General features: G+C 57.7%; 19 protein-coding genes. 10 read left to right on the top strand and 9 right to left on the bottom strand.

Annotation, left to right across the window (positions count from 1 at the left end):
• Position 1: 1 nt before the first annotated feature.
• The 6 genes from ABIE60_RS00870 to ABIE60_RS00845 all read right to left on the bottom strand — a co-directional run bounded on the left by ABIE60_RS00870 (position 2) and on the right by ABIE60_RS00845 (position 6,436).
• On the bottom strand, positions 2-847 hold the full coding sequence (locus ABIE60_RS00870) for an FAD/NAD(P)-binding protein (RefSeq protein WP_354466999.1): 846 nt from the start codon (positions 845-847) through the stop codon (positions 2-4).
• A complete protein-coding gene (locus ABIE60_RS00865; protein WP_354466997.1) occupies positions 844-1,938 on the bottom strand; it encodes a 4Fe-4S dicluster domain-containing protein in 1,095 nt (364 codons plus the stop codon). Before ABIE60_RS00865 ends, ABIE60_RS00870 begins: the two co-directional genes overlap by 4 nt.
• A gap of 100 nt (positions 1,939-2,038) precedes the next feature.
• Positions 2,039-3,082 (bottom strand): 2Fe-2S iron-sulfur cluster-binding protein, encoded by a 1,044-nt coding sequence (locus ABIE60_RS00860; RefSeq protein WP_354466996.1) that lies wholly within the window; start codon positions 3,080-3,082, stop codon positions 2,039-2,041.
• A gap of 118 nt (positions 3,083-3,200) precedes the next feature.
• Positions 3,201-4,226, bottom strand: a complete 1,026-nt coding sequence (locus ABIE60_RS00855) for a hypothetical protein (protein ID WP_354466994.1) — start codon at positions 4,224-4,226, stop codon at positions 3,201-3,203.
• A 346-nt stretch (positions 4,227-4,572) separates the two neighbouring features.
• Positions 4,573-5,187: an META domain-containing protein gene (locus tag ABIE60_RS00850; protein WP_354466993.1), complete on the bottom strand. Its 615-nt coding sequence runs from the start codon at positions 5,185-5,187 to the stop codon at positions 4,573-4,575.
• 76 nt (positions 5,188-5,263) lie between these two features.
• Entirely contained in the window at positions 5,264-6,436 is a 1,173-nt protein-coding gene (locus ABIE60_RS00845; protein WP_354466992.1) for an HD-GYP domain-containing protein, read from the bottom strand.
• Positions 6,437-6,573: 137 nt separating this feature from the next.
• On the opposite strand from ABIE60_RS00845, the gene ABIE60_RS00840 reads away from it, so the two are divergent.
• Entirely contained in the window at positions 6,574-7,371 is a 798-nt protein-coding gene (locus ABIE60_RS00840) for a CLCA_X family protein (RefSeq protein WP_354466990.1), read from the top strand.
• Here ABIE60_RS00840 and ABIE60_RS00835 read toward each other — a convergent pair.
• Positions 7,362-7,676 carry a cupin domain-containing protein gene (locus tag ABIE60_RS00835; protein WP_354466988.1) on the bottom strand — a complete coding sequence of 105 codons (315 nt, stop codon included), beginning with the start codon at positions 7,674-7,676 and terminating at the stop codon, positions 7,362-7,364. The two genes, ABIE60_RS00840 and ABIE60_RS00835, sit on opposite strands and share 10 nt — an antisense overlap.
• Positions 7,677-7,813: 137 nt before the next feature.
• On the opposite strand from ABIE60_RS00835, the gene ABIE60_RS00830 reads away from it, so the two are divergent.
• Positions 7,814-8,212, top strand: coding sequence for a DUF3429 domain-containing protein (locus ABIE60_RS00830; protein WP_354466987.1), 399 nt, complete (start codon positions 7,814-7,816; stop codon positions 8,210-8,212).
• Between the two features lie 55 nt (positions 8,213-8,267).
• On the opposite strand, the gene ABIE60_RS00825 is transcribed toward ABIE60_RS00830, so the two are convergent.
• On the bottom strand, positions 8,268-9,239 hold the full coding sequence (locus ABIE60_RS00825) for an L-threonylcarbamoyladenylate synthase (protein ID WP_354466986.1): 972 nt from the start codon (positions 9,237-9,239) through the stop codon (positions 8,268-8,270).
• A 114-nt stretch (positions 9,240-9,353) separates the two neighbouring features.
• Positions 9,354-9,965 (bottom strand): biliverdin-producing heme oxygenase, encoded by a 612-nt coding sequence (locus tag ABIE60_RS00820; RefSeq protein WP_354466985.1) that lies wholly within the window; start codon positions 9,963-9,965, stop codon positions 9,354-9,356.
• A gap of 250 nt (positions 9,966-10,215) precedes the next feature.
• On the opposite strand from ABIE60_RS00820, the gene ABIE60_RS00815 reads away from it, so the two are divergent.
• From ABIE60_RS00815 to ABIE60_RS00780, 8 genes are all read left to right on the top strand, one after another.
• Positions 10,216-10,899, top strand: a complete 684-nt coding sequence (locus tag ABIE60_RS00815) for a type 1 glutamine amidotransferase domain-containing protein (RefSeq protein ID WP_354466984.1) — start codon at positions 10,216-10,218, stop codon at positions 10,897-10,899.
• A 39-nt stretch (positions 10,900-10,938) separates the two neighbouring features.
• Positions 10,939-12,471 (top strand): sensor domain-containing diguanylate cyclase, encoded by a 1,533-nt coding sequence (locus ABIE60_RS00810; protein ID WP_354466982.1) that lies wholly within the window; start codon positions 10,939-10,941, stop codon positions 12,469-12,471.
• Positions 12,472-12,781: 310 nt separating this feature from the next.
• Positions 12,782-13,234, top strand: coding sequence for a division/cell wall cluster transcriptional repressor MraZ (mraZ, locus tag ABIE60_RS00805; protein WP_354467621.1), 453 nt, complete (start codon positions 12,782-12,784; stop codon positions 13,232-13,234).
• A gap of 24 nt (positions 13,235-13,258) precedes the next feature.
• Positions 13,259-14,197 (top strand): 16S rRNA (cytosine(1402)-N(4))-methyltransferase RsmH, encoded by a 939-nt coding sequence (gene rsmH, locus ABIE60_RS00800; protein WP_354466980.1) that lies wholly within the window; start codon positions 13,259-13,261, stop codon positions 14,195-14,197.
• Complete coding sequence (gene ftsL / locus ABIE60_RS00795; RefSeq protein WP_354466978.1) at positions 14,194-14,607, top strand: cell division protein FtsL; 414 nt, start codon at positions 14,194-14,196, stop codon at positions 14,605-14,607. The genes rsmH and ftsL overlap by 4 nt, the downstream gene beginning before the upstream one ends.
• Positions 14,594-16,312, top strand: coding sequence for a peptidoglycan D,D-transpeptidase FtsI family protein (locus ABIE60_RS00790; RefSeq protein ID WP_354466976.1), 1,719 nt, complete (start codon positions 14,594-14,596; stop codon positions 16,310-16,312). Before ftsL ends, ABIE60_RS00790 begins: the two co-directional genes overlap by 14 nt.
• Positions 16,309-17,823, top strand: a complete 1,515-nt coding sequence (locus ABIE60_RS00785; RefSeq protein ID WP_354466974.1) for a UDP-N-acetylmuramoyl-L-alanyl-D-glutamate--2,6-diaminopimelate ligase — start codon at positions 16,309-16,311, stop codon at positions 17,821-17,823. Before ABIE60_RS00790 ends, ABIE60_RS00785 begins: the two co-directional genes overlap by 4 nt.
• Positions 17,820-19,193 (top strand): UDP-N-acetylmuramoyl-tripeptide--D-alanyl-D-alanine ligase, encoded by a 1,374-nt coding sequence (locus tag ABIE60_RS00780; RefSeq protein ID WP_354466973.1) that lies wholly within the window; start codon positions 17,820-17,822, stop codon positions 19,191-19,193. The genes ABIE60_RS00785 and ABIE60_RS00780 overlap by 4 nt, the downstream gene beginning before the upstream one ends.
• Positions 19,194-19,195: the final 2 nt, after the last annotated feature.

Genomic DNA, 19,195 nt, shown 5'->3' with positions numbered 1-19,195 from the left:
TCTATATCCCCTTCAGGCCAAGCCGGTCACGGATGTGCGGATAATTGAACACCGGGCCATCGCGGCAGATGAAGTCGGCGCCGAACTGGCAGTGGCCGCAGTGGCCGGTGGCGCACTGCATATTGCGCTCAAGGCTGAGCCAGATCGCATCCTCGGCCACGCCCTGAGTGATCAGCTGTTCGGCACTGGCGCGCATCATCGGCTCAGGGCCACAGCAGTAGACGCGGGTCTGTGCGGGTTGCAGTGACAGGCGCTGGATCAGTTCGGTGACTCTGCCGCTGAACCAGGGCCAGTCGGGTGCGGCGCTGTCCGCGGCCAGCTGTACCTCGGTATCGGGCTGGCGCGCCCAGGCCTCGTACTGGGTTCGCCAGATGAGATCGTCAGAGTGGCGTACCCCCTGAATGATATGAACCCGGCCGAAAGCGGCACGGTTGGAAAACAGATGCTCGATCACCGAAACCGCCGGGGCGCAGCCCAGTCCGCCGGTGATCACACACACATCCTTTGCCTGTGCCTCGGTCAGCGGCCAGCCATGCCCAAAGGGGCCGCGAACGCCGATTCGGTCGCCGGGCTTGAGTGCCGACAGTGCCCGTGTGACACGGCCCACCGCGCGAATGGTGTGTTCAAGCAGGGGGGTACCGGAGGTATCCGTTGTCAGTGCCTTGAATGAGATTGGGACTTCACCGACACCGAACACACCCAGCATGTTGAACTGGCCGGGCTGAATGGTCAGCAGCGACGGATCCGACTGATCGTCGGGGCGCAGTTGCAGGGTGAAAATATCGGCGGTTTCCTGCACTCGATTGACGATTTTGGCACTGGCGGGGAGCTGCTGATGGCGCATCATTTCACCTCTTCGCCCAGCTCGCTGAGTACCTGCAGCGGGTCGATCCCCACCGGGCACCAGCTGATGCAGCGACCACAGCCGGTACAGCCGCTGCGGCCATACTGCTCCACCCAGCTGCCGAACTTGTGCGTCAACCACTGTTTATAGCGGCTGCGGGTATCCGGTCGGACATGCAGGCCGTGAATGTAGCTGTGGCCTTCGCTGAAACAGGAGTCCCACTGGCGCTGGTGCTCCGATTGCTGGCCATCCAGCGTCGGGGCTTCCGCCTCGCTGTGACAGAAACAACTGGGGCAAACGGAGGTACAGTTGCCACAGCTGAGGCAGGCATCGGCGACCTTGTCCCAGGCTGGATGTTCACCCTGCTGGATTAATGCGGCAGGATCAAAGTCAGGCAGGGCGCGTTGCTGCTGTCGCGCCCGCTGCGCCTGATCGGTGGCCTCCTGTCGCAGAGCGGCATCGGACGCAACCAGTGGCAGCGCCCGCATGATGCCTTCTCCGCGCGCGCTGTTGGCCCTCACCTGATAGCCTTCGGCCAGCTCGGTCAGGGCCAGATCAAATCCGGCCTGCGCTTCGGGTCCATCACCGGTGCTGGCACAAAAGCAGGTGTCGGCCGGGTGCGAGCAGTCCACCGCAATCAGCAGCAGGCTGTCGCGGCGCTGACGGTAGAAGGGGTCTTCAATCCGTTCCAGAAAATGGCGGTCCTGCAGCGCCAGTGCGGCCAGATCACAGCCACGTACGCCGATCACCGCCGTGGCACGGGTCACGACCGGGGTTTCATGAAAGCGCAGGCTGCCATCGGGCTGCAGTTCTGAGCGCCAGAGTGTCTCCCGCGGGGTAAAGGTCAGCGGCTTGAGTGCCTGCGGGCCGTTGGCCCAGCTGAAACAGCGCGGCGAGTTGCCCTGCTGCAATCGATACTGGCCCGGTGTCTGTTGTTGGGTAATACCATGCGGCAGCTGATCAACATGCTGTGTTGGGCGATACAGAATGGCGCCGTCGCGCACCTGTGGCGCAAGGATTTCAAAGCCCTGCTGCAACAGGTGATCAAACAGGGATTGAAGTCGATGACGGGGGAGAAAATCTGCCGGTTCCATGCTGTCGCCGCTGTCAGATACACCCGTTCAACGTTAGGCACAAAGGGCGATGATTACAAGCGGCAGAGGCTGCCGGATTGATTTCCGGCAGCGCTTTGTGTCAGACCAGCTGGGCTTTCGATGGTGCCACAGGCGGCGCCTGGTCGAAGAAGCCTTCGGTGTGGATCATCTCGGCCTGAGCGCCCTGAGCCTTGACTGCATCGATGCAGGCATCGACAAACTCCGGGCTGCCGGCGATGTAGATCGCATGTTTCGACAGGTCTGAATAAAGATCCTTGATGATGTCAGGAATGCGACCATGCTGCATCCCTTCTTTCTGTTCCCGGGTCAGGGTCGGGATGAACTTGAAACGGCGATGACGTGCGTTCCACAGCTCCATCAGACCACGACAATAGATCTCGTCTTCAGTGCGGGCCGAGAACATCAGATGCACCGGCTGCTTGAAGCCACGGCGCAGGGCTGCATCTGCCAGGCTCAGGATCGGCGCAAGGCCAGTACCGGCGGCCAGGCAGAGCACGGGGCCATCAGTGCTGGGGTCGCCAATAAAGGTGCCATAGGGGCCAGAGACGTTGACCATGCTGCCGGGTTTGACCTCATCGTGAACCCAGTTGCTGGTCTTGCCATCCGGCACGCGTGTGATCTGCAGCACGATCTCGCCATCGGGACGCGGCGCGTTGGCGATGGAATAGGAACGTGGTGTGACCGTCTTCTGGGTATCGGTCAGGCTGACATACTGGCCCGGCCAGAAACGGATCGGCTCGCCAATCGGACGCAGGCGGACTTCGGCAATGCGCGGGGTGCGCTCGATGCGGTCCACCACCACACAGCGGACGTTTTCACGCGGCGGGAACAGTTTTGGCTTGGCATCATCCGTACCCCAGTCGATCTCAAGGGTATCGCTGAGCGGCTTGCACATGCACATCAGGCCATAGCCCTCGGCGCGCTCTTCCTGAGACAGAGCCATATCCAGCACCATGCCCTGGTCGAACTCACCGTTGAGTACTTTCACCTTGCACTCGCCACAGGCACCGGCACGGCAGTTGTTGGGCAGGGCATAACCGGCATTTTCCAGGGTTTCCAGCACGGTCTCGCCGGTTTTGGCTTCAACCTCTTTGCCGGACGGGGACAAACGGATCGTAGTCATACTCACCTCCGGGCCCTGAGTGGTTCAGACAGCCCTGTAACAGCAGAAATTGGTAACGGAAAACAGCCGACCCGAGCGGGTCGGGGCGGCTGTAAAAGCAAGCATCGGGCAGGCAGGATCAGAAGATCGGAATGATATCCGCTGAATCCAGGTCAGCCTGAGTGACTTCCTCACCAGTGATGTCCACTTCAGGGATCGCCGGGAACGGGGTGTCATACTTGTCCAGAACCGCTTTCAGGTTGAGCATGGCGTTGCGCCAGTTCTCGCGCTTGTCTTCATAGGTCGGGATGCCGAAGCCAGCTTCACGTGCAATGGCTTCCGCCTCACGCTGAGTGTCGATGAAGTCTTCCGGCAGATCCCAGAACTCGGCCGGCGGCTCGAACAGCACGGCAGACAGGAACAGGTAGCCGGCGCGGATCTGCTTGGTGATGATCGACTTCTCTTCCTGCGAGAGCTTCGGATAGTCGCGCTCCATCAGTGACAGACAGATCGCCATGTGGCGGCCTTCGTCACGGCCGATGTTCTTGAACGCTTCAGTGAACACCAGCTCTTCACAGCTCTGTGACATCTGCTTAAAGATGGTGGCGGCCGCGATTTCGCCCATCAGGAAGGAGCTGAACAGTACCGCCAGATTGTATTTGGGTACGGCTTTCTTGTAACCGTTCCAGTAACGGCCACCGTTGTAGTACAACCAGCGCGCGTTTTTCTGCAGACGGCGACCCAGTTCAGTCTTGGGCTCGTACTCCAGCGGGCTCGGGGATTCGAGCATTTTGGTGATCACCATGCCACACATCTGCTCATGGTTCTGCTCGTCACGGGTAACGGAGAAGAAGCAGCGACGGATGGCATCTTCTTCGTGGTCTTCGTAGGTCTTGATGAAGGCTTCTGCAAACACGGGCGGAGCAGAGGCATCAAATACAGAGAGCAGGGTCCACCAGTAGGCGATCGCTTCACGTTCTTCCCAGGTGTAGCTGGAGGCGTCAAAGGTGTCCCAGGGCAGGTCTTTCGGGTTCCAGGCTTCGCGCAGAGAGGCATCCCAGATCTCTTCTACTTTGGAAGACTTGGTTTCCCAGCGCAGCGGATAGATATTCGGCTGCGGTGTTTCCGGCGGAAATTCCATGGTGTTAGCGAGTTTATCATGCATGGATCTTACCTCTGTATCGGGTTTCTTGTTGTTTGAATACCCACGCAATTTAGCACTCGTGATACATAAATCAAATATTAAAAAATACGTTATGTATCATATTAGAAAGCATCTATTTCAATTTTTATTAATATATAACTATTTGAAAATTATGTATTTTTTATAATTAATAATAACCATTACCAGTTGCGTGGATGGTTTTTTGGGTCATAACTGGATACTTAATGATCTAAAACATGTTTTTGTTTTGACTCATATCAATGTTTGCGGTTGCCGGCAGAGTGGAAGAGCGAGGGAAAAGGAAAGCCATGCCCTGATGAAGCAGGGCATGGAAGGCTGTATGGGGTCAACGGGCCAGAATTCGGTGCCCATTACCTGACAGAATCAGCGCACCGCTGGCGTCGATTTCAAGCTGTTCAGAGGCTTCCAGTGCATTCAGAAAACGACGCTCCTGCTGCATCAGTGCTTCTGGGCAGGCCATCATGGTGGTGGCGGCCTGGTTGATCTCAAGCTGGCGGCCATTCAGGCGGTAGCCTGCAAAAAAGCGGTTGCAGCTGGCTGAGCCACTGACCCTTCCATCAGCATCGAAACTGAGGCTGGCGCGTGAACTGTCGATAATGCCCTGGCCATCAATGTCCTCAACGATCCACTCCTTGCTGGTCAGCAATGGCTCGCACTGGGGCAGCTGGGCACCTTGATAGCTCACGCTGATATCGCCGGCTTTTTCGTGCACCCAGGTTGATTCGTCGGCCTTGTAGAGTGCACCCGAGCCGGACGGTGCCTGTTGCAGCTGAACGCTGCGCCCGGATTCGTCTGTCATGGCGGCGGCGCTTGCCGGACCAATGCTTACCTGCCACGGGCCGCAACTGTAATGTTCTATCTGCTGAATAGGGTCCTGAGGCTGTGTTGCGCAACCGCTGACAATAGCGGCCACAGCCAGAGCGGCAAGCGTCCTGTTCATGGTGTTGTCCTTCATTTGTGTGGGGGAGTTGTTGTGTCAATGTAGCAGAGCAATGACCGCAGAGCAGCGCAAGGGTTCAGGCAGATGGCACTTGCGTCATGGTAGGCCATAGTCTGCCAAGTCCCGCGATCAGGTGAGCGTGATCCTGAATACGCACAATGGCGGTGATTTCCTTGCTGTCCTGCAGTGTCACTGTCTGGGGCTGGTCCAGTGGTTCCTGCAGTGAGTTGGTGATGACCGCCAGCATCGGCTGGTTCAGGCTTGGGCCGCGTCCGGTGACCAGTGCAATTTCGCCACTTTTCAGCTGCACGAGAGTGCCGGGGGCAAATAATCCCATCACTTCGATGAACAGGCGTGCCAGCGACTCGTCGATGGTCTTGCCGCGCTGTTGGAATATCTCGCGCAGGGCATCGCGAGGCAGTACCTGTTCGCGGTAGGCACGGGGTTGAATCATGGCTGAGTAGCAATCGGTAATGGCCAGCAACCGAGCGTCATCATTGATCTGATCAGCCGTCAGCCCGGTGGGGTAGCCACTGCCATCGAGCCGCTCGTGGTGATGCAGCACCGGCAGCAGCCAGCGTTCTTCGGTCACGCCACGCTCCTGCAGCAGCTCATATGAACGCTGCGGGTGCTGATCAATGATCTGGCGTTGCTGTTCGGTCAAAGGTGTATTCTGCTCGAACAGCTGTTGCTGCACTTCGTACATGCCAAGATCATGGGTCAGCGCGGCAGCGACCAGCGGAAAGCGCTCCAGTGGTCCCTTGCCCATGCGGCAGCTGGCGACCTCACACATCAGTGCCATATGCAGTGGATGCACAAGCCCGTGTGGTGCGTCCACGATGAGCTGAACGGTGCCCAGCATGGCGTCAGCGGCTTCTTCGCAGGTACCCTGAATATCGAAAACCAGCTGCATGATCTTGCGAATGAACGCACTGCCGGCACCCTGTTCGCGGCGCAGATTGAATGCGGCTTCCAGCCGCTCCAGCAACGCATGAATAATGACAAAGCTGCTGACCCTGTCCGGGCTGGCAGGCTTTTGCTTCACTGTATTGGCATAGATGGCGGGGTTGGGGGAAACGAAGTAGTGTGCCTTGACGCCGAGCAGCCGCTCAATCTGTTTTTCGCTGCGGATCAGAGAGCCTTCGGTCAGCAACAGGGTTCCTTGCGGACTGTAAACAGACCAGGGCAGGCGCGTGCCAACTCGCAGCTCCAGTCCGGTAAGATTGCGTTTGAATTTCTCGCGCTCCATGCTGATCCTTGGCTCTCTTTCAATAAAGTGTCTTTAACTTAAGACGATGGTATTGAGTCTGGGTGTCGAGTGTCTACCGATCCCGTTCCAAAGGGTATGATACAGGTTAATGAAAAAGGTCTCTTGCAAGTAATGTGATGGCAGCACCTCGTAATTCCAGTCGTACTTTCTATCGGCGTGGCCCGGAGCACCGCTTTGGTGAAATCATCAATTTTGCCGACATCCGCAAGCGCTATGATTTTCGTTCCATCGAGATCGGTCGCTGGGTGACGCGAGACGAGAACGAGCAGGCAGCGACCCATTTCTATGATGCCTTGGGTGATCTGATGGAGATCCTGAACGGGCCGGAGCAGCTGATCTCCCTGCGCGGTACGCTGGCTTTTCAATACGGCATCGGTGGTCGCCCCGGCGTGGCGGCGCACTATACTCCGGCAACCCGCTGCTTTTCACTGGCCAAGAATGCAGGGCCCGGCAGCATTGGCCATGAGTGGTATCACGCACTGGATCATTATCTCGCCGACAAGTGTTTCAGCGATGCGCCAAAAGGCGTGTTTGCTTCCAAGGCCTGGCTGCATGATGCTACGCCGGTGCCGCATCCGTTGAATGACCGCCTGTTTGCCTGCTTCAAGGCGATCATGCTGGACCCGAGTGGTGAAGGCCCCAGCGAGCTGTGCCGTGCATCCATGGCGATGGACAAGCAGTTGAACAGTCTGTACTACAGCCTGCCGGAAGAGATGTGCGCCCGCGCCTTCGAAACGTTTGTGCAGGATCAGCCGATCTGCAACCACTTTCTGGTCAAGGGGACCCGTTCTTCAAAAGAAGCTCGCCTGGGGCTGTTTCCGCAAGGTGAGCAGCGGCAAAGAGTTCATCAAGCCTTTCGGGACTATTTCGATCTGCTGGGGGCGGGGCTCAAGCGCCTTTGTCATCATGTGTAAAACACGGCCAGCCAAACGGTGACCTGTATGGGGTCAGTCCAGCTTACTCTGTGGCGGGTGTGAGCAGGGATATTCAGATAGTCGCCCGGTTTCAGGCTGACGACGTCACCGTTGGCAAAGGTTAGTTCTCCAGCCCCCTGCAGAACGATCACCCACTCATGCTCATGTTGATCATACCAGCCGGTTTCAGGTGAGGTCTGTCCCTTGGACAGAATGCGCTCAATGCGAATGGTTCCCGTGCTCAGCAGATTGGAAAAGACCTCCTCAGGCAGCTGGCTGGGGATGTTGTTGTATATGTTCGGCACGCTACAGTCCTGGCTTAGAAACATAAGATGGGTGGCAAGAAGCCCACAACGTGACAATACGGCTTCCACATGACCGAGTGAACCAAATCCGGCAGCTGTCGTATCGGTATAAACACCAACACACTGACAACATACCCATGAACAAAACAGCCTACCTGCTTGGCTTGTCCGGTTTGATTCCCTTTGTCGGGTTAACAGCACTGATGTATGAGCCTTGGGCAGTTACGTACTTCCTGCCATACAGCTCGGTAATCCTGTCGTTTCTGGGCGGGATTCACTGGGGAGTGGCACTGCAAGACGAAAAGTGGAGCAACAGCTGGCGGCTCTGTCTGTGCATGCTGCCCAGTTTGCTGGGGTGGGTAGCTCTGCTGTTGCCAGTTGCGTTCGCGTTTGCGCTGCTTTTTGTAGCCTACGCGCTCTGGTGGGCGTACGACTACAGTCAGGTGAAAAACGGCGATTATCGGCGGCTAAGGCGCTGTCTCAGTGTTGTGGTTCTGGTGTGCCATGGCAGCTGGATGTTTTTCGTGATTTTTTGACCACTGATCCCGCTATCCCGCTCAAGCAGCAGTTCGCACCAGTCAATGACTGGACTCAGTTGGCAGCGGCACGGCTCAGGCGGTCCCATATATCCGCCCAGGCGGGATCATGGGGGGGGGCTTCAACCCACAGCTGGCTTACACCGTCACAATCGGCTTCGTACAGAGCGGCATACAGTGCCTGCCGATAGCCTTGGTGATCGGCCGGCATCACTTTCAGATGATGGCAAGGCAGGGATCTCAGGGCGGGTGAGTACACCAGTGCGCCTGAGTGGGCATCTGCAGATGCAGCCAGAGCCGTTATTTCATCGGCTGTGCAAAGGGTGATGCGGGCATTGGGCTGATAGTGAATTTTCTTGTTACCGGAGACGGCGTGCTCATGGCTACGCGGCGTGTGGACCGGGACCTGCAGATAGCGCTGGAGCATGTCAGCCGAGATGGGGCCGCTGCGCAGAATGTCTGCGCTGTGTTCACCCACGCGCAGAATGGTTGATTCCGTACCGATGCCACAGGGGCCGCCATCGAGTACGGCGGCAATCATGCCATCCATGCTGGCCAGTACCTGTTCGGCACTGGTAGGGCTGAGCTTCTGATACGGGTTGGCCGACGGAGCAGCGACCGCAATATCGAAGCGTTGCAGCAATGACAGCAGCACTGGGTGATCGGGCATACGCACTCCGATCGTCGGCAGGCCGCCGGTAATGACGTCCGAGACATCCGGGTGGCGATCAAAAATCAGGGTCAATGGGCCAGGCCAGAACGCTGCTGTCAGAGGAGCGACCCAGTCCGGGATGGTTTTAACCCAGCGCGGTAACTGATCCGGTGAGGCAATGTGCGTAATCAGCGGATGGTTGGTCGGGCGCCGTTTGGCGGCAAAAATCTTTGCCACCGCCTCAGGGTTTGAGGCATCGGCAGCAAGCCCGTATACCGTCTCTGTCGGCACGGCGACCAGCTCGCCAGCCAGCAGCAGTTCGCCGGCGCGTTGCAGGTGGACGGGGTTTTGAGCGCTGAGTCTTTCTGTCTTCATGGATCACACCAGTAACTAACTGGCAATTATTGTAACACTGGACAGGCAACGATCACTCATTTCATCCCGCTTCATGGTGTGTCAAAAGATAATCGCCCAAAGTTGTTGCTGCAATCAGGAGACATGGGCATCGAGAAATGCCTCAAGTGTTTCAAAAAGATAAATGGCGTAATCGCAGGCTTGTGTACGCTCCTGTCTGGATTGTGGTGAACGCTCTGCGAATTGGATGAACAGCGTCCACAGCTGTTCGATATTGTGACCGTAGCCGCTGAAAAAGCGCCCGCCATTGGCGTCGTTGATACCCAGGTTATGCATCAGATGCCGGCTGATGACGCGACCGCCCAGGGTTGATCCCTCCAGCGGGTACATCATTCCCACCAGCTCGGATCTGTTCCTTGGCATGGCAAGGTCAACCGTGAAAGGGCAGCAGCCATCCACGCCGGGTGTGAGTCCGAAGTGAGCAAGATCCTGTGTCAGCCATTCAGCCTTGTAGCGGTCGCTGTAGTTGAAGTCGGCCATGCCACTGGCAAGGCAGTTGCGGATATGGGTTTCCGCTGTCTGATAAAAGCTCCAGTAGGCCTGCAGAATGAGGGTATAGGTCTCAATATCGAGCGTGGGCCGGGTCATCTGACTCAAAAGAGAGTGGTGATTCAGACGCACATGAGCCGCGTGTGTTGCCTGTCGCAGCTGCTGGTGAAAGGTTAGGGACTGTGTTGCCTGTAACATTGTGAAACCCTGCCCTTTGCATTCTCTTGAATATTGGTAAAGGATACCGCTGTCGCAATTTGATGTCATGAAGGTTGTGCGGTCAAATAGAGTATTCCGATTGCCGGTTGTGACGTGAGCCAATACCCGATATCAACGTCCGGTCATAGTAGTGCTACCTTTTTTCAAAACGGGCGTTTGTCACACAGGGTCGGATCCAGCATAGTGCGTTGTAGCGTATGGGTCCGACATACCAAAACAGGAGGTCGAAATGAACATACTGATGGTGCTTACTTCACACGACAAGATGGGTGACACAGGGCACAAGACAGGGTTCTGGCTGGAAGAGTTCGCCGCGCCCTACTACGTGTTTCGCGATGCCGGAGCAGATATCACACTGGCATCCCCCAAGGGTGGTCAGCCCCCGGTCGACCCGAACAGCACAGTGCCCGATGCGCAGACGGCTGCAACCGAGCGCTTTAATCAGGACAGCAAAGCGAAACAGGCGCTGGCCAATACCATCCCCCTGTCACAGGTGAGTGCCGGAGACTTTGACGCCATCTTTTACCCGGGTGGTCACGGCCCGTTGTGGGATCTGGCTGAAGATTCGGACTCCATCAACCTGATCATGGCGTTCGCTGAGCAGAAGAAACCGATCGGCGCGGTATGTCATGCACCGGCCGTATTGCGACACGTGACCGGAACTGATGGTGCGCCCTTGGTAAAGGGCAAAACGGTGACCGGTTTCAGCAATTCAGAAGAAGCGGCGGTTCAGTTGACGGATATCGTGCCGTTTCTGGTTGAGGATATGCTCAAGGGCAATGGCGGTCGTTATGAGCGTGCTAACGACTGGGAGTGCCATGTAGTGGTGGACGGTCTGCTGGTGACGGGGCAAAATCCGGCGTCTTCGGATGCATCGGCTGCTGCACTTTTGAAACTGCTTGCGAGCGCCTGATTTGAACTGTTCCGCCTCAGATAATATGGAGATTTACCGATGACAGACAAGGTCGACTGGCGAGGCAAATACAGAGCGCTGGCGCTTGAGGTGGAACAACACGAGCAGCAACACGCTCAGGCGGCTGAATGTCTTCGCAATCTGGCCATTCAGCTAGACCTTGCGGTGCATGGCCAATCGGCCACGCTTGACCAGCTGCTGGCGTCGCTGGTGGCCGAATTGCAGGCAGGCAAGCTGGATGCAGTGCCAGACCTGCTGCGCAAAACTGAAAAGCATGTGCGCCTGCTGGATGAAACCCGGGCGCAACAGGCCCGGCAACTGATTAAACGCATCGATGAATGGGTGCTGCTGTTGCAGGGCACGGCTGAAAGCCAGGCAGGGACGCTGGTTGAGGTGAGGCAAAAGCTCGCCGGCACGGCCGACAACATGCAGCAGTTACCGGGGTTGATTGATACGCTCCTGACTTTTCAGCGGCAGAATGCTTACTCTGATTCCGATACAGTCAGTGCTGATGATCTGGCACAGCCGGGCGACGTGATCAGCAGTCGTATGGCGCAACGGTTGCTGGAACTGATACAGCTGTTCAATGTGCCCGCCCAGCATCGAGCGCGTACCCATGAGCTGATCAGCCGTCTGGAGGCAGGGCCCGGTTCGGAAGAGCTGGAGCAGTGCCTTGAAGAGGTTTCAGTATTGGCTCGTGCCTGTGGCGGCAACGTCGGAGCGGATATTCAGGCGTACCTTGTGGGTCTGAGTGAACAGCTGGCCTATCTGCGCAGCTTTCTGGACAAGGCGGAGACGGCTGACACTGTACAGCTTCAACGCAACAACCTGCTGGACCAGACGGTACGGCATGATGTTCAGAAAATCAGTCAGACGGTGAAGCTGAGCAGTGATATTGATGAGCTGAAAACGGCTGTCAGCACTCAGCTGGCAAGCCTGATAAAAGCGGTGAACACTCACCGAAGGGCGGAAGATCAGCATATTGCCGAACTGAAGCGGGAGCGACAGGGGTTGATGAGCCGCCTGGACGAAATGGAGCAGAAGGCGGCCGGGTTCCGCAGAAGTGCTGAAGAGGCACATATGAAGTCACGCACCGATCCGCTCACGGGGTTGGCGAACAGGTTTGCCTATGACCAGCAACTTGTGAATGAACTGGCACGCTATCAGCGCTACGGTACACCCTTTGCGCTCTGTGTTGCCGATATCGACTTTTTCAAGGGTATTAACGACCAGTATGGTCATTTGGCGGGCGATAAGGTTTTGCGGCTGATGGCGAAAGTGCTGCGCAGCAGCCTGCGCGGAGTCGATTTTGTTGCTCGCTTCGGCGGCGAAGAGTTTGTCATCCTGATGCCGTCGACCGGTGGGAAATCCGCCCACCAGGCGGCCGAGAAAGTACGCAAGGCTGTTGAGCAGAGCCCGTTCAATTTTCAGAGTCGCCCGGTACACATCACGGTCTCTATCGGTGTGGCTGAGGTCATGTCTGACGATACAGGCGAATCCCTGTTTGGTCGTGCCGACAGTAATCTGTACGCTGCAAAAAGCAACGGCCGGAACAGGGTTGTGATGCACTGAATCCGGCTGTTCAATCGCGAATCCCTCCGTGTATGTGGTGAATTGTTGCTGCCTCTCCCACTGACGTTTTGACGTTCATTTCATCCGCAGACCCGCAACCCCATGTTTCCTATCGGCTTCCCGTGCAGGTCGCATGCTGCATGGGCTGTGGCCACTTTTAATCAGGTCGGGTACGGCTCAGGGTTCAGCTGAAAGCCACACCCTTTTCACCTCTTTTCCACCTTGCATCTGCTGTGCTTACTACCTATAGTGTCGCGTAGTGGGAAAAAGTGGTTAAAAGTGGGCTATTTGGGGAAAGACAGTGGGCGTCATGTTCCGCGGAGTCAATCCGATCAATCTCGATGCCAAGGGCCGAATGGCGCTTCCGGCACGCTATCGCGAGTCGGTACACACCCATTGTGAAGGCCGTATGGTGGTTACGATTGATACCGAAGACAAATGCCTGCTGCTTTATCCTCAGCCCGAGTGGGACGAAATTCAGGCCCGCATTGACGCGCTGCCGAGTTTTAACAAGGCGGTGCGTCGCATTCAGCGTCTGTTGACCGGTCACGCGACCGATCTGGAGCTGGATGCCAACGGGCGCATGTTGCTGCCGGCACCGCTGCGTGAGTATGCGCAGCTGGACAAGAAAATCGTTCTGCTGGGGCAGGGCAACAAGTTTGAAATCTGGAGTGAAGAACTCTGGAACAGTACGCGTGACGAATATCTGCAGGCTGATGAGGATGAAGAAATACCTCAAGAGCTGCAGTCACTGTCACTTTAACGCACTCCCAGGTAACGGGGCAGCATGAGTCAGACATTCAGCCATACCACAGTACTGCTGGAAGAGGCGGTCCAGGAGCTGGTGACAGACCGGGAAGGCTTCTATATCGACGGCACCTTCGGTCGTGGCGGTCACAGCGCGCGCATCCTTGTAGAACTCTCTGAGGGTGGTCGTCTGATGGCCATCGACAAGGATCCCGAGGCAATCAGCTTTGCCGCCGAGCGTTTTGCTGACGAGCCCCGATTCAGTATCGAGCACGGCTCTTTTGCACAGCTGCAGTCCTTTGTCGAGCAGCGTGGCTTGATGGGGCAGGTCACCGGCGTACTGCTGGATCTGGGGGTCAGTTCGCCACAGCTGGATGATCCTGAGCGGGGCTTCAGCTTCGTTAATGACGGCCCGCTTGATATGCGCATGGATACCAGTCGTGGCGAGAGTGCCGCTGACTGGATAAACCGCGCCGATGAGCAGGAAATCGCGGATGTGATGTATCGCTACGGCGAAGAGCGTTTTTCAAGACGCATGGCACGCGCAATCGTGGCTGAACGAGAGCAGGCGCCCATTACTACAACCGCACGGCTGTCCAAAATCATTACAGAGGCCAATCCGCGCTGGGAAAAAGGCAAAAACCCGGCAACGCGCGCCTTTCAGGGTATTCGCATCCATATCAACCGTGAGCTGGAAGATGTGGAGCAGTGTCTGGATCAGGCGCTTGAGGTGCTGGCGCCGGGCGGCAAGCTTGTGGTGATCAGCTTTCATTCGCTGGAAGACCGGATTGTGAAACGCTTCATTCGCCGTCACGTTAAAGGGGATGAACACCTACCACCGGGGGTGCCGGTGACGGATGCAATGATGAAGCGGCGTCTGAAATCGGCAGGGAAGGCCGTGAAGGCAGGTAAGGATGAGTTGAGCCAGAACCCCAGGGCACGCAGTGCTGTGATGCGTGCCGCCATCAAGCTGGCATGAAGTTCGGTTTTGGCACACCTGCCTGGCTGACGGCCGAGTTCTGGCGCGAACGGCTTGAGTCTGTCCAGCACCGGTTCATGCCGCAGCAGGCGAAAGGGGAGGCTGAGCAGCGCATTGTGAGCGGTGGTGAGTTGCTGGTACCGGCGTTGCTGGTGACGGGGCTGACCCTGGCGGTGATGATCAGTGCGATGGCGGTCATTTTTTCGGCCTATGAATATCGCCGTCTGTTCAACCAGCATCAGATTCTGGTGCATCAGTGGGATGAATTACAGGTGGAATGGGGTCAGTACCTGCTGGAGCAGAGTGTATGGTCCTCACACCACCGGATAGAGTCGCTGGCAGCCAGTGAGATGGATATGGTCGTGCCGGAAACCGAAGCAATCGAGATCGTACGCCATGAGCAAAAGTGAAGATCCGATCATACAGACCCATGCAGCCAGGAGCTGGCGGATCTGGCTGGTTGTGTTTTTGCTGGCGCTGATCGTGGCGGGCATCACCTCAAAACTGTTATCACTTTATGGTGATGATCAGGCCTTTCTGCGCAGTCAGGGCGATGCCCGAACGCTGCGTACCATGTTGATTCCGGCGCATCGTGGCCTGATTACGGATCGCAATGGCGAACCGCTTGCCGTGAGTGCGCCGGTCGCAACCATCTGGGCTGACCCGTTGCGAACCGATCTGCAACACGGTGGGCTGACCCGTCTGGCTCAGCTGCTCGATATGAAGCCGCACGAGCTCAAGTCGGTGCTGACGGCAAACCCCGAGCGCCGCTTCCTCTATCTGAAGCGACAGGTAACGCCTGAGCTGGCTGAAGCGGTTGAAGCGCTGGGTATTCCTGGCGTGCATGCGGATCGTGAATACAAGCGCTACTACCCGGTTGGGGAGGTGGCAACCCATCTGGTCGGCTTCACCAATGTGGATGGTGAGGGGCAGGAAGGGCTTGAGCTGGCCTATAACCACAGCCTGCGGGGCGAACCCGGACGCAAGCTGGTGCTCAAGGACCGCGTGGGTCGTACCATCAAGCATATCCGCTCATTGCAGGATGCCAATGCCGGTAATGACCTGCAGTTGAGTATCGATCTGCGCCTGCAGTATATGGCCTATCGCGAACTCAAGGCAGCGGTCGAATCACACCGTGCCGATTCCGGTTCTGCCGTGGTGCTGGATGCCAAGACCGGAGAAGTGCTGGCGTTGGTGAATCAGCCATCCTACAACCCCAACGATCGGTCCGGACTCAGCACGGATGCGTTGCGCAATCGGGCGCTGACCGACCTGTTTGAGCCGGGGTCTACCATCAAGCCGCTGACCGTGGCGGCGGCCATAATGAGCGGCCAGTATACGCGCGATTCGGTGATCGACACGTCGCCTGGCTACATCCGAGTGGGTGGCGCCAGCATCAAGGATCATCGCAATTACGGCAAGCTGGATCTTACCGGCATTATTACCAAGTCCAGCAACGTGGGTGTAACCAAGCTTGCCCTTGAGATGCCGCACGATACTGTTCGCAACCTGTTGCACAATGTGGGGCTTGGGCGCGATACCGGTACCGGCTTCCCCGGGGAGCGCACCGGGGTATTGCCGTTTCTGGCGGAGCGCCAGCGTGTTGAGCGCTCAACCATGTCCTATGGCTACGGCCTTTCGAGCACACTCCTGCAGTTGGCACAGGCATATATCCCGCTGGCGGCAGACGGCATGATGCGACCGGCGACCCTGCTGAAACAGACCCAGACACCTGCCGGCACCCGTGTGCTGCCGCCGGGTGTGGGGCCTCAGGTACTGGACATGCTCGAAACCGTTATCAGCGCACAGGGTACCGGGCGCCGGGCAGCGGTTGAGGGGTATCGGGTAGGCGGCAAGACCGGCACGGTGCACAAGGCAAGCGGTGGCGGCTATGCCGAGGATAAATATGTGTCGGTATTTACCGGGATTGCCCCTCTGACCAACCCGCGTCTGGTGATTGCGGTGATGGTCGATAATCCGAAAGGGCAGGAATATTACGGCGGGCTGGTTGCGGCGCCGGTTTTTTCGCGTATTGCGGCCGGCTCGCTGCGGCTTCTGAACGTGCCACCAGACAAGTGGCCTGAACCTTCTTCATCTCAGGTGGCGATGCAATGAATCAGTATTCACAATCATTGCTGACATTACTGCCGCAGGCGTGTGCAACGCTTGCGGCTTTGCCGTCTGATCGCAGTGTGAATGTCAGCGGTCTGGCACTGGACAGTCGCCGGGTGCAGTCAGGTGATATGTTCTTTGCACGCGATGGTGTCAGTCATCGTGGGGCCGACTTTATCGCGGATGCGGTCAAGCGTGGTGCCGTTGCGGTGATGGTGCAGCGTGGCGTGCTGGACAGTGCCGAGCGGGCCGCGGTTTCGGTTCCGTTGTTGGAAGTTGATGACCTGGATCAGGTGGTGGGTCAGGTGGCGAGTCGCTTTCATGACCGGCCCAGCCAGCATTTGAAGGTGATCGGCATCACCGGCACCAATGGCAAGACTTCGTGCAGCAGTTATCTGGCACAGGCACTTGAGTCGTTGGGGCATCGCTGTGCCGTGATCGGCACACTGGGCAACGGCTTTGTCGATGACCTGCAGCCAGCAACCCACACCACGCCTGATCCCATCGCATTGCAGGCGCTGTTGGCCCGGTTTCGACTTCAGGGGGCCGAGTATGTGGTGATGGAGGTGTCCAGCCATGCACTGGACCAGAAGCGTGTGTCCGGGGTGCATTTTACGGCGGCAGCGTTCACCAACCTGACCCGTGACCATCTTGATTATCATGGTGACATGGCGCGCTATGGCGATGCCAAGGCGCGTCTGTTTGTAGACTATGCCCCGCCGCTGCAGGCAATCAACCTGGATGATGTGTTTGGTCGCACCCTGTTTGAGCGTCAGGCCAGCGAATCGTCCCGTGTGCTTGGTTTCGGCAGTGCCGAACCCGGTGTTGATGTGGCTGCCAGCGAGCTGAAATTTGATGCCCGAGGCTGCCGCTTCGAGCTGACAACCCCGCAGGGGCATCAGTATGTGCAGTCGGCCCTGCTGGGCAGCTTTAATGTCAGCAATCTGCTGCTGAGTGCAACTCTGCTGCAGTTGCTGGGCTTCAGCCTTGAACAGATCGCGTCAGCCCTCGGTGCAGTCAGGCCGGTGGCCGGACGTATGGAGTGTTTGCCGCAGGCAGAAGGACAGCCGCTGGTTGTGGTTGATTATGCCCATACCCCGGATGCACTCGCGCAGGCGTTGCAGGCATTGCGTCTGCATCAACCGGGCAGCGGCCATCTCTGGTGTGTATTTGGTTGTGGCGGTGATCGTGACCGGGGCAAGCGGCCTGAAATGGGCGCTGTTGCAGCAGAGCTTGCCGATCGGCTGGTGTTGACCAGTGACAACCCGCGCAGTGAATCACCCGAGCAGATCATTCGCGAGGTGATGGCGGGGGTGCCTGCAACTGCGCGTCTGCATGCTGAGCCGGATCGTGCGGCCGCCATTCGCTGGGCGGTCAGCCATGCCGGTCCCGGTGATCTCGTACTGATTGCCGGCAAGGGGCATGAAAATTATCAGGAAACAGATGGAACACGTCACCCGTTCAGTGATCATGAACACGCCTTGCGTGTATTGAAACAGGGAGCTGATGTATGATGCGCGCCTTCGAACTGGATGAGCTCAAGCAGGTACTTGGAGCGCATCTTCAGGGAGAGAACAGGACCGTCGCAAGGGTTGTCACGGATAGCCGGCAGTTGCAGCCGGGTGATCTGTTTGTGGCATTGAAGGGCCCTAATTTTGATGGTCACGATTTTGTCGGTGCTGCCGAGTTGAAGGGGGCTGAGGCAGTGGTTGTGAGTCAGTTGATGAACACAACCCTGCCCCAGTTGGTTGTCACCGACACCCTAAAGGCACTGGGGCAGCTGGGCGGATACAACCGCTCGCTGTTCCGTGCGCCCGTATTTGCCGTCACCGGAAGTGGCGGCAAAACCACGGTGAAAGAGATGCTGGCACGGCTATTGGCCACCAGCGGCACGGTATTGGCCACTCGGGGTAACCTGAATAACGAAATCGGCGCGCCGTTGACGTTGCTGGAGCTGTCACCCGAGCATGAGGCCGCGGTGATCGAGCTGGGCGCCAGTGCGCAGGGCGAAATTGCCCGCACGACCGCCATGGCCCGTCCCGATGTGGCGGTACTCAACAATGCGATGGGTGCCCATCTGGAAGGCTTTGGCAGTCTGGAAGGCGTGGTGCGTGCCAAGGGCGAAATTTTTGAAGGGTTGCCGGAAGGTGGCGTGGGGGTTGTCAATCTGGACTCGCCCCATGCCTCGGCCTGGATTGAGCGCCTGCAACGGCTGAAGCGTCGCATGATCAGCTTTGGCGTCGAAAATGGCGCTGCCGATGTCAGTGCCTCAAAGCTTGAGATGAATCCGGATGGCAGCTGGCGCTTTGTGCTGGATGACGGCACAGAGCAGTTGCCGGTGTCGTTGAAGCTGCTGGGGCGCCACAACGTGGCCAATGCAACGGCTGCAGCGGCGGCGTGGGTGGCTGCCGGTCGACCGCTGTCGAAGATTGCCGGTGTGCTGGATCAGTGCCAGTCGGTGGCGGGGCGTCTCAGTCCACATCGCCTTGCCAACGGCGCGTTGGTGATTGATGACAGCTACAACGCCAATGCCGATGCGGTAAAGGCGGCCATCGACCTGCTGGCCCAGCTGCCGGGACATCGAGTGCTGGTGCTGGGTGATATGGCAGAGCTGGGCGAGCAATCGCAGCAGCTGCATGCCGAAGTGGGACGTTATGCAGCCGAGCGTGAGATTGATCAGCTGTTGGTGACCGGCTCTGCCATGCGTGCAGCGGCCGATGCCTATGCGGCGATCAGGCAGGGAGCCGAGCATTTTGCGACACAAACACAACTGATAACAAAAATTCAGGCACTGCCGCCGGAGCAGCTGACCCTTCTGGTCAAGGGCTCGCGCAGTGCCGCAATGGACAGGGTAGTTGCGGCCCTGTTGAAAGGGGATAACTGAAA

The sequence above is a fragment of the Marinobacterium sp. MBR-109 genome (genome assembly GCF_040547565.1).
GTDB lineage: Bacteria > Pseudomonadota > Gammaproteobacteria > Pseudomonadales > Balneatricaceae > Marinobacterium.
This window is presented reverse-complemented; position numbering and strand designations above follow the sequence as displayed.

Excerpts from the sequence above, each read along its gene's own strand:
- ftsL (WP_354466978.1), top strand. The coding sequence starts at position 14,194 with ATGAAGTTCGGTTTTGGCACACCTGCCTGGCTGACGGCCGAGTTCTGG.
- ABIE60_RS00850 (WP_354466993.1), bottom strand. The coding sequence starts at position 5,187 with ATGAACAGGACGCTTGCCGCTCTGGCTGTGGCCGCTATTGTCAGCGGT.
- ABIE60_RS00845 (WP_354466992.1), bottom strand. The coding sequence starts at position 6,436 with ATGGAGCGCGAGAAATTCAAACGCAATCTTACCGGACTGGAGCTGCGA.
- ABIE60_RS00830 (WP_354466987.1), top strand. The coding sequence starts at position 7,814 with ATGAACAAAACAGCCTACCTGCTTGGCTTGTCCGGTTTGATTCCCTTT.
- rsmH (WP_354466980.1), top strand. The coding sequence starts at position 13,259 with ATGAGTCAGACATTCAGCCATACCACAGTACTGCTGGAAGAGGCGGTC.
- ABIE60_RS00810 (WP_354466982.1), top strand. The coding sequence starts at position 10,939 with ATGACAGACAAGGTCGACTGGCGAGGCAAATACAGAGCGCTGGCGCTT.
- ABIE60_RS00790 (WP_354466976.1), top strand. The coding sequence starts at position 14,594 with ATGAGCAAAAGTGAAGATCCGATCATACAGACCCATGCAGCCAGGAGC.
- ABIE60_RS00820 (WP_354466985.1), bottom strand. The coding sequence starts at position 9,965 with ATGTTACAGGCAACACAGTCCCTAACCTTTCACCAGCAGCTGCGACAG.
- ABIE60_RS00780 (WP_354466973.1), top strand. The coding sequence starts at position 17,820 with ATGATGCGCGCCTTCGAACTGGATGAGCTCAAGCAGGTACTTGGAGCG.
- ABIE60_RS00840 (WP_354466990.1), top strand. The coding sequence starts at position 6,574 with ATGGCAGCACCTCGTAATTCCAGTCGTACTTTCTATCGGCGTGGCCCG.
- ABIE60_RS00825 (WP_354466986.1), bottom strand. The coding sequence starts at position 9,239 with ATGAAGACAGAAAGACTCAGCGCTCAAAACCCCGTCCACCTGCAACGC.
- ABIE60_RS00860 (WP_354466996.1), bottom strand. The coding sequence starts at position 3,082 with ATGACTACGATCCGTTTGTCCCCGTCCGGCAAAGAGGTTGAAGCCAAA.
- ABIE60_RS00865 (WP_354466997.1), bottom strand. The coding sequence starts at position 1,938 with ATGGAACCGGCAGATTTTCTCCCCCGTCATCGACTTCAATCCCTGTTT.
- ABIE60_RS00870 (WP_354466999.1), bottom strand. The coding sequence starts at position 847 with ATGATGCGCCATCAGCAGCTCCCCGCCAGTGCCAAAATCGTCAATCGA.
- ABIE60_RS00855 (WP_354466994.1), bottom strand. The coding sequence starts at position 4,226 with ATGCATGATAAACTCGCTAACACCATGGAATTTCCGCCGGAAACACCG.
- ABIE60_RS00785 (WP_354466974.1), top strand. The coding sequence starts at position 16,309 with ATGAATCAGTATTCACAATCATTGCTGACATTACTGCCGCAGGCGTGT.
- ABIE60_RS00815 (WP_354466984.1), top strand. The coding sequence starts at position 10,216 with ATGAACATACTGATGGTGCTTACTTCACACGACAAGATGGGTGACACA.
- mraZ (WP_354467621.1), top strand. The coding sequence starts at position 12,782 with ATGTTCCGCGGAGTCAATCCGATCAATCTCGATGCCAAGGGCCGAATG.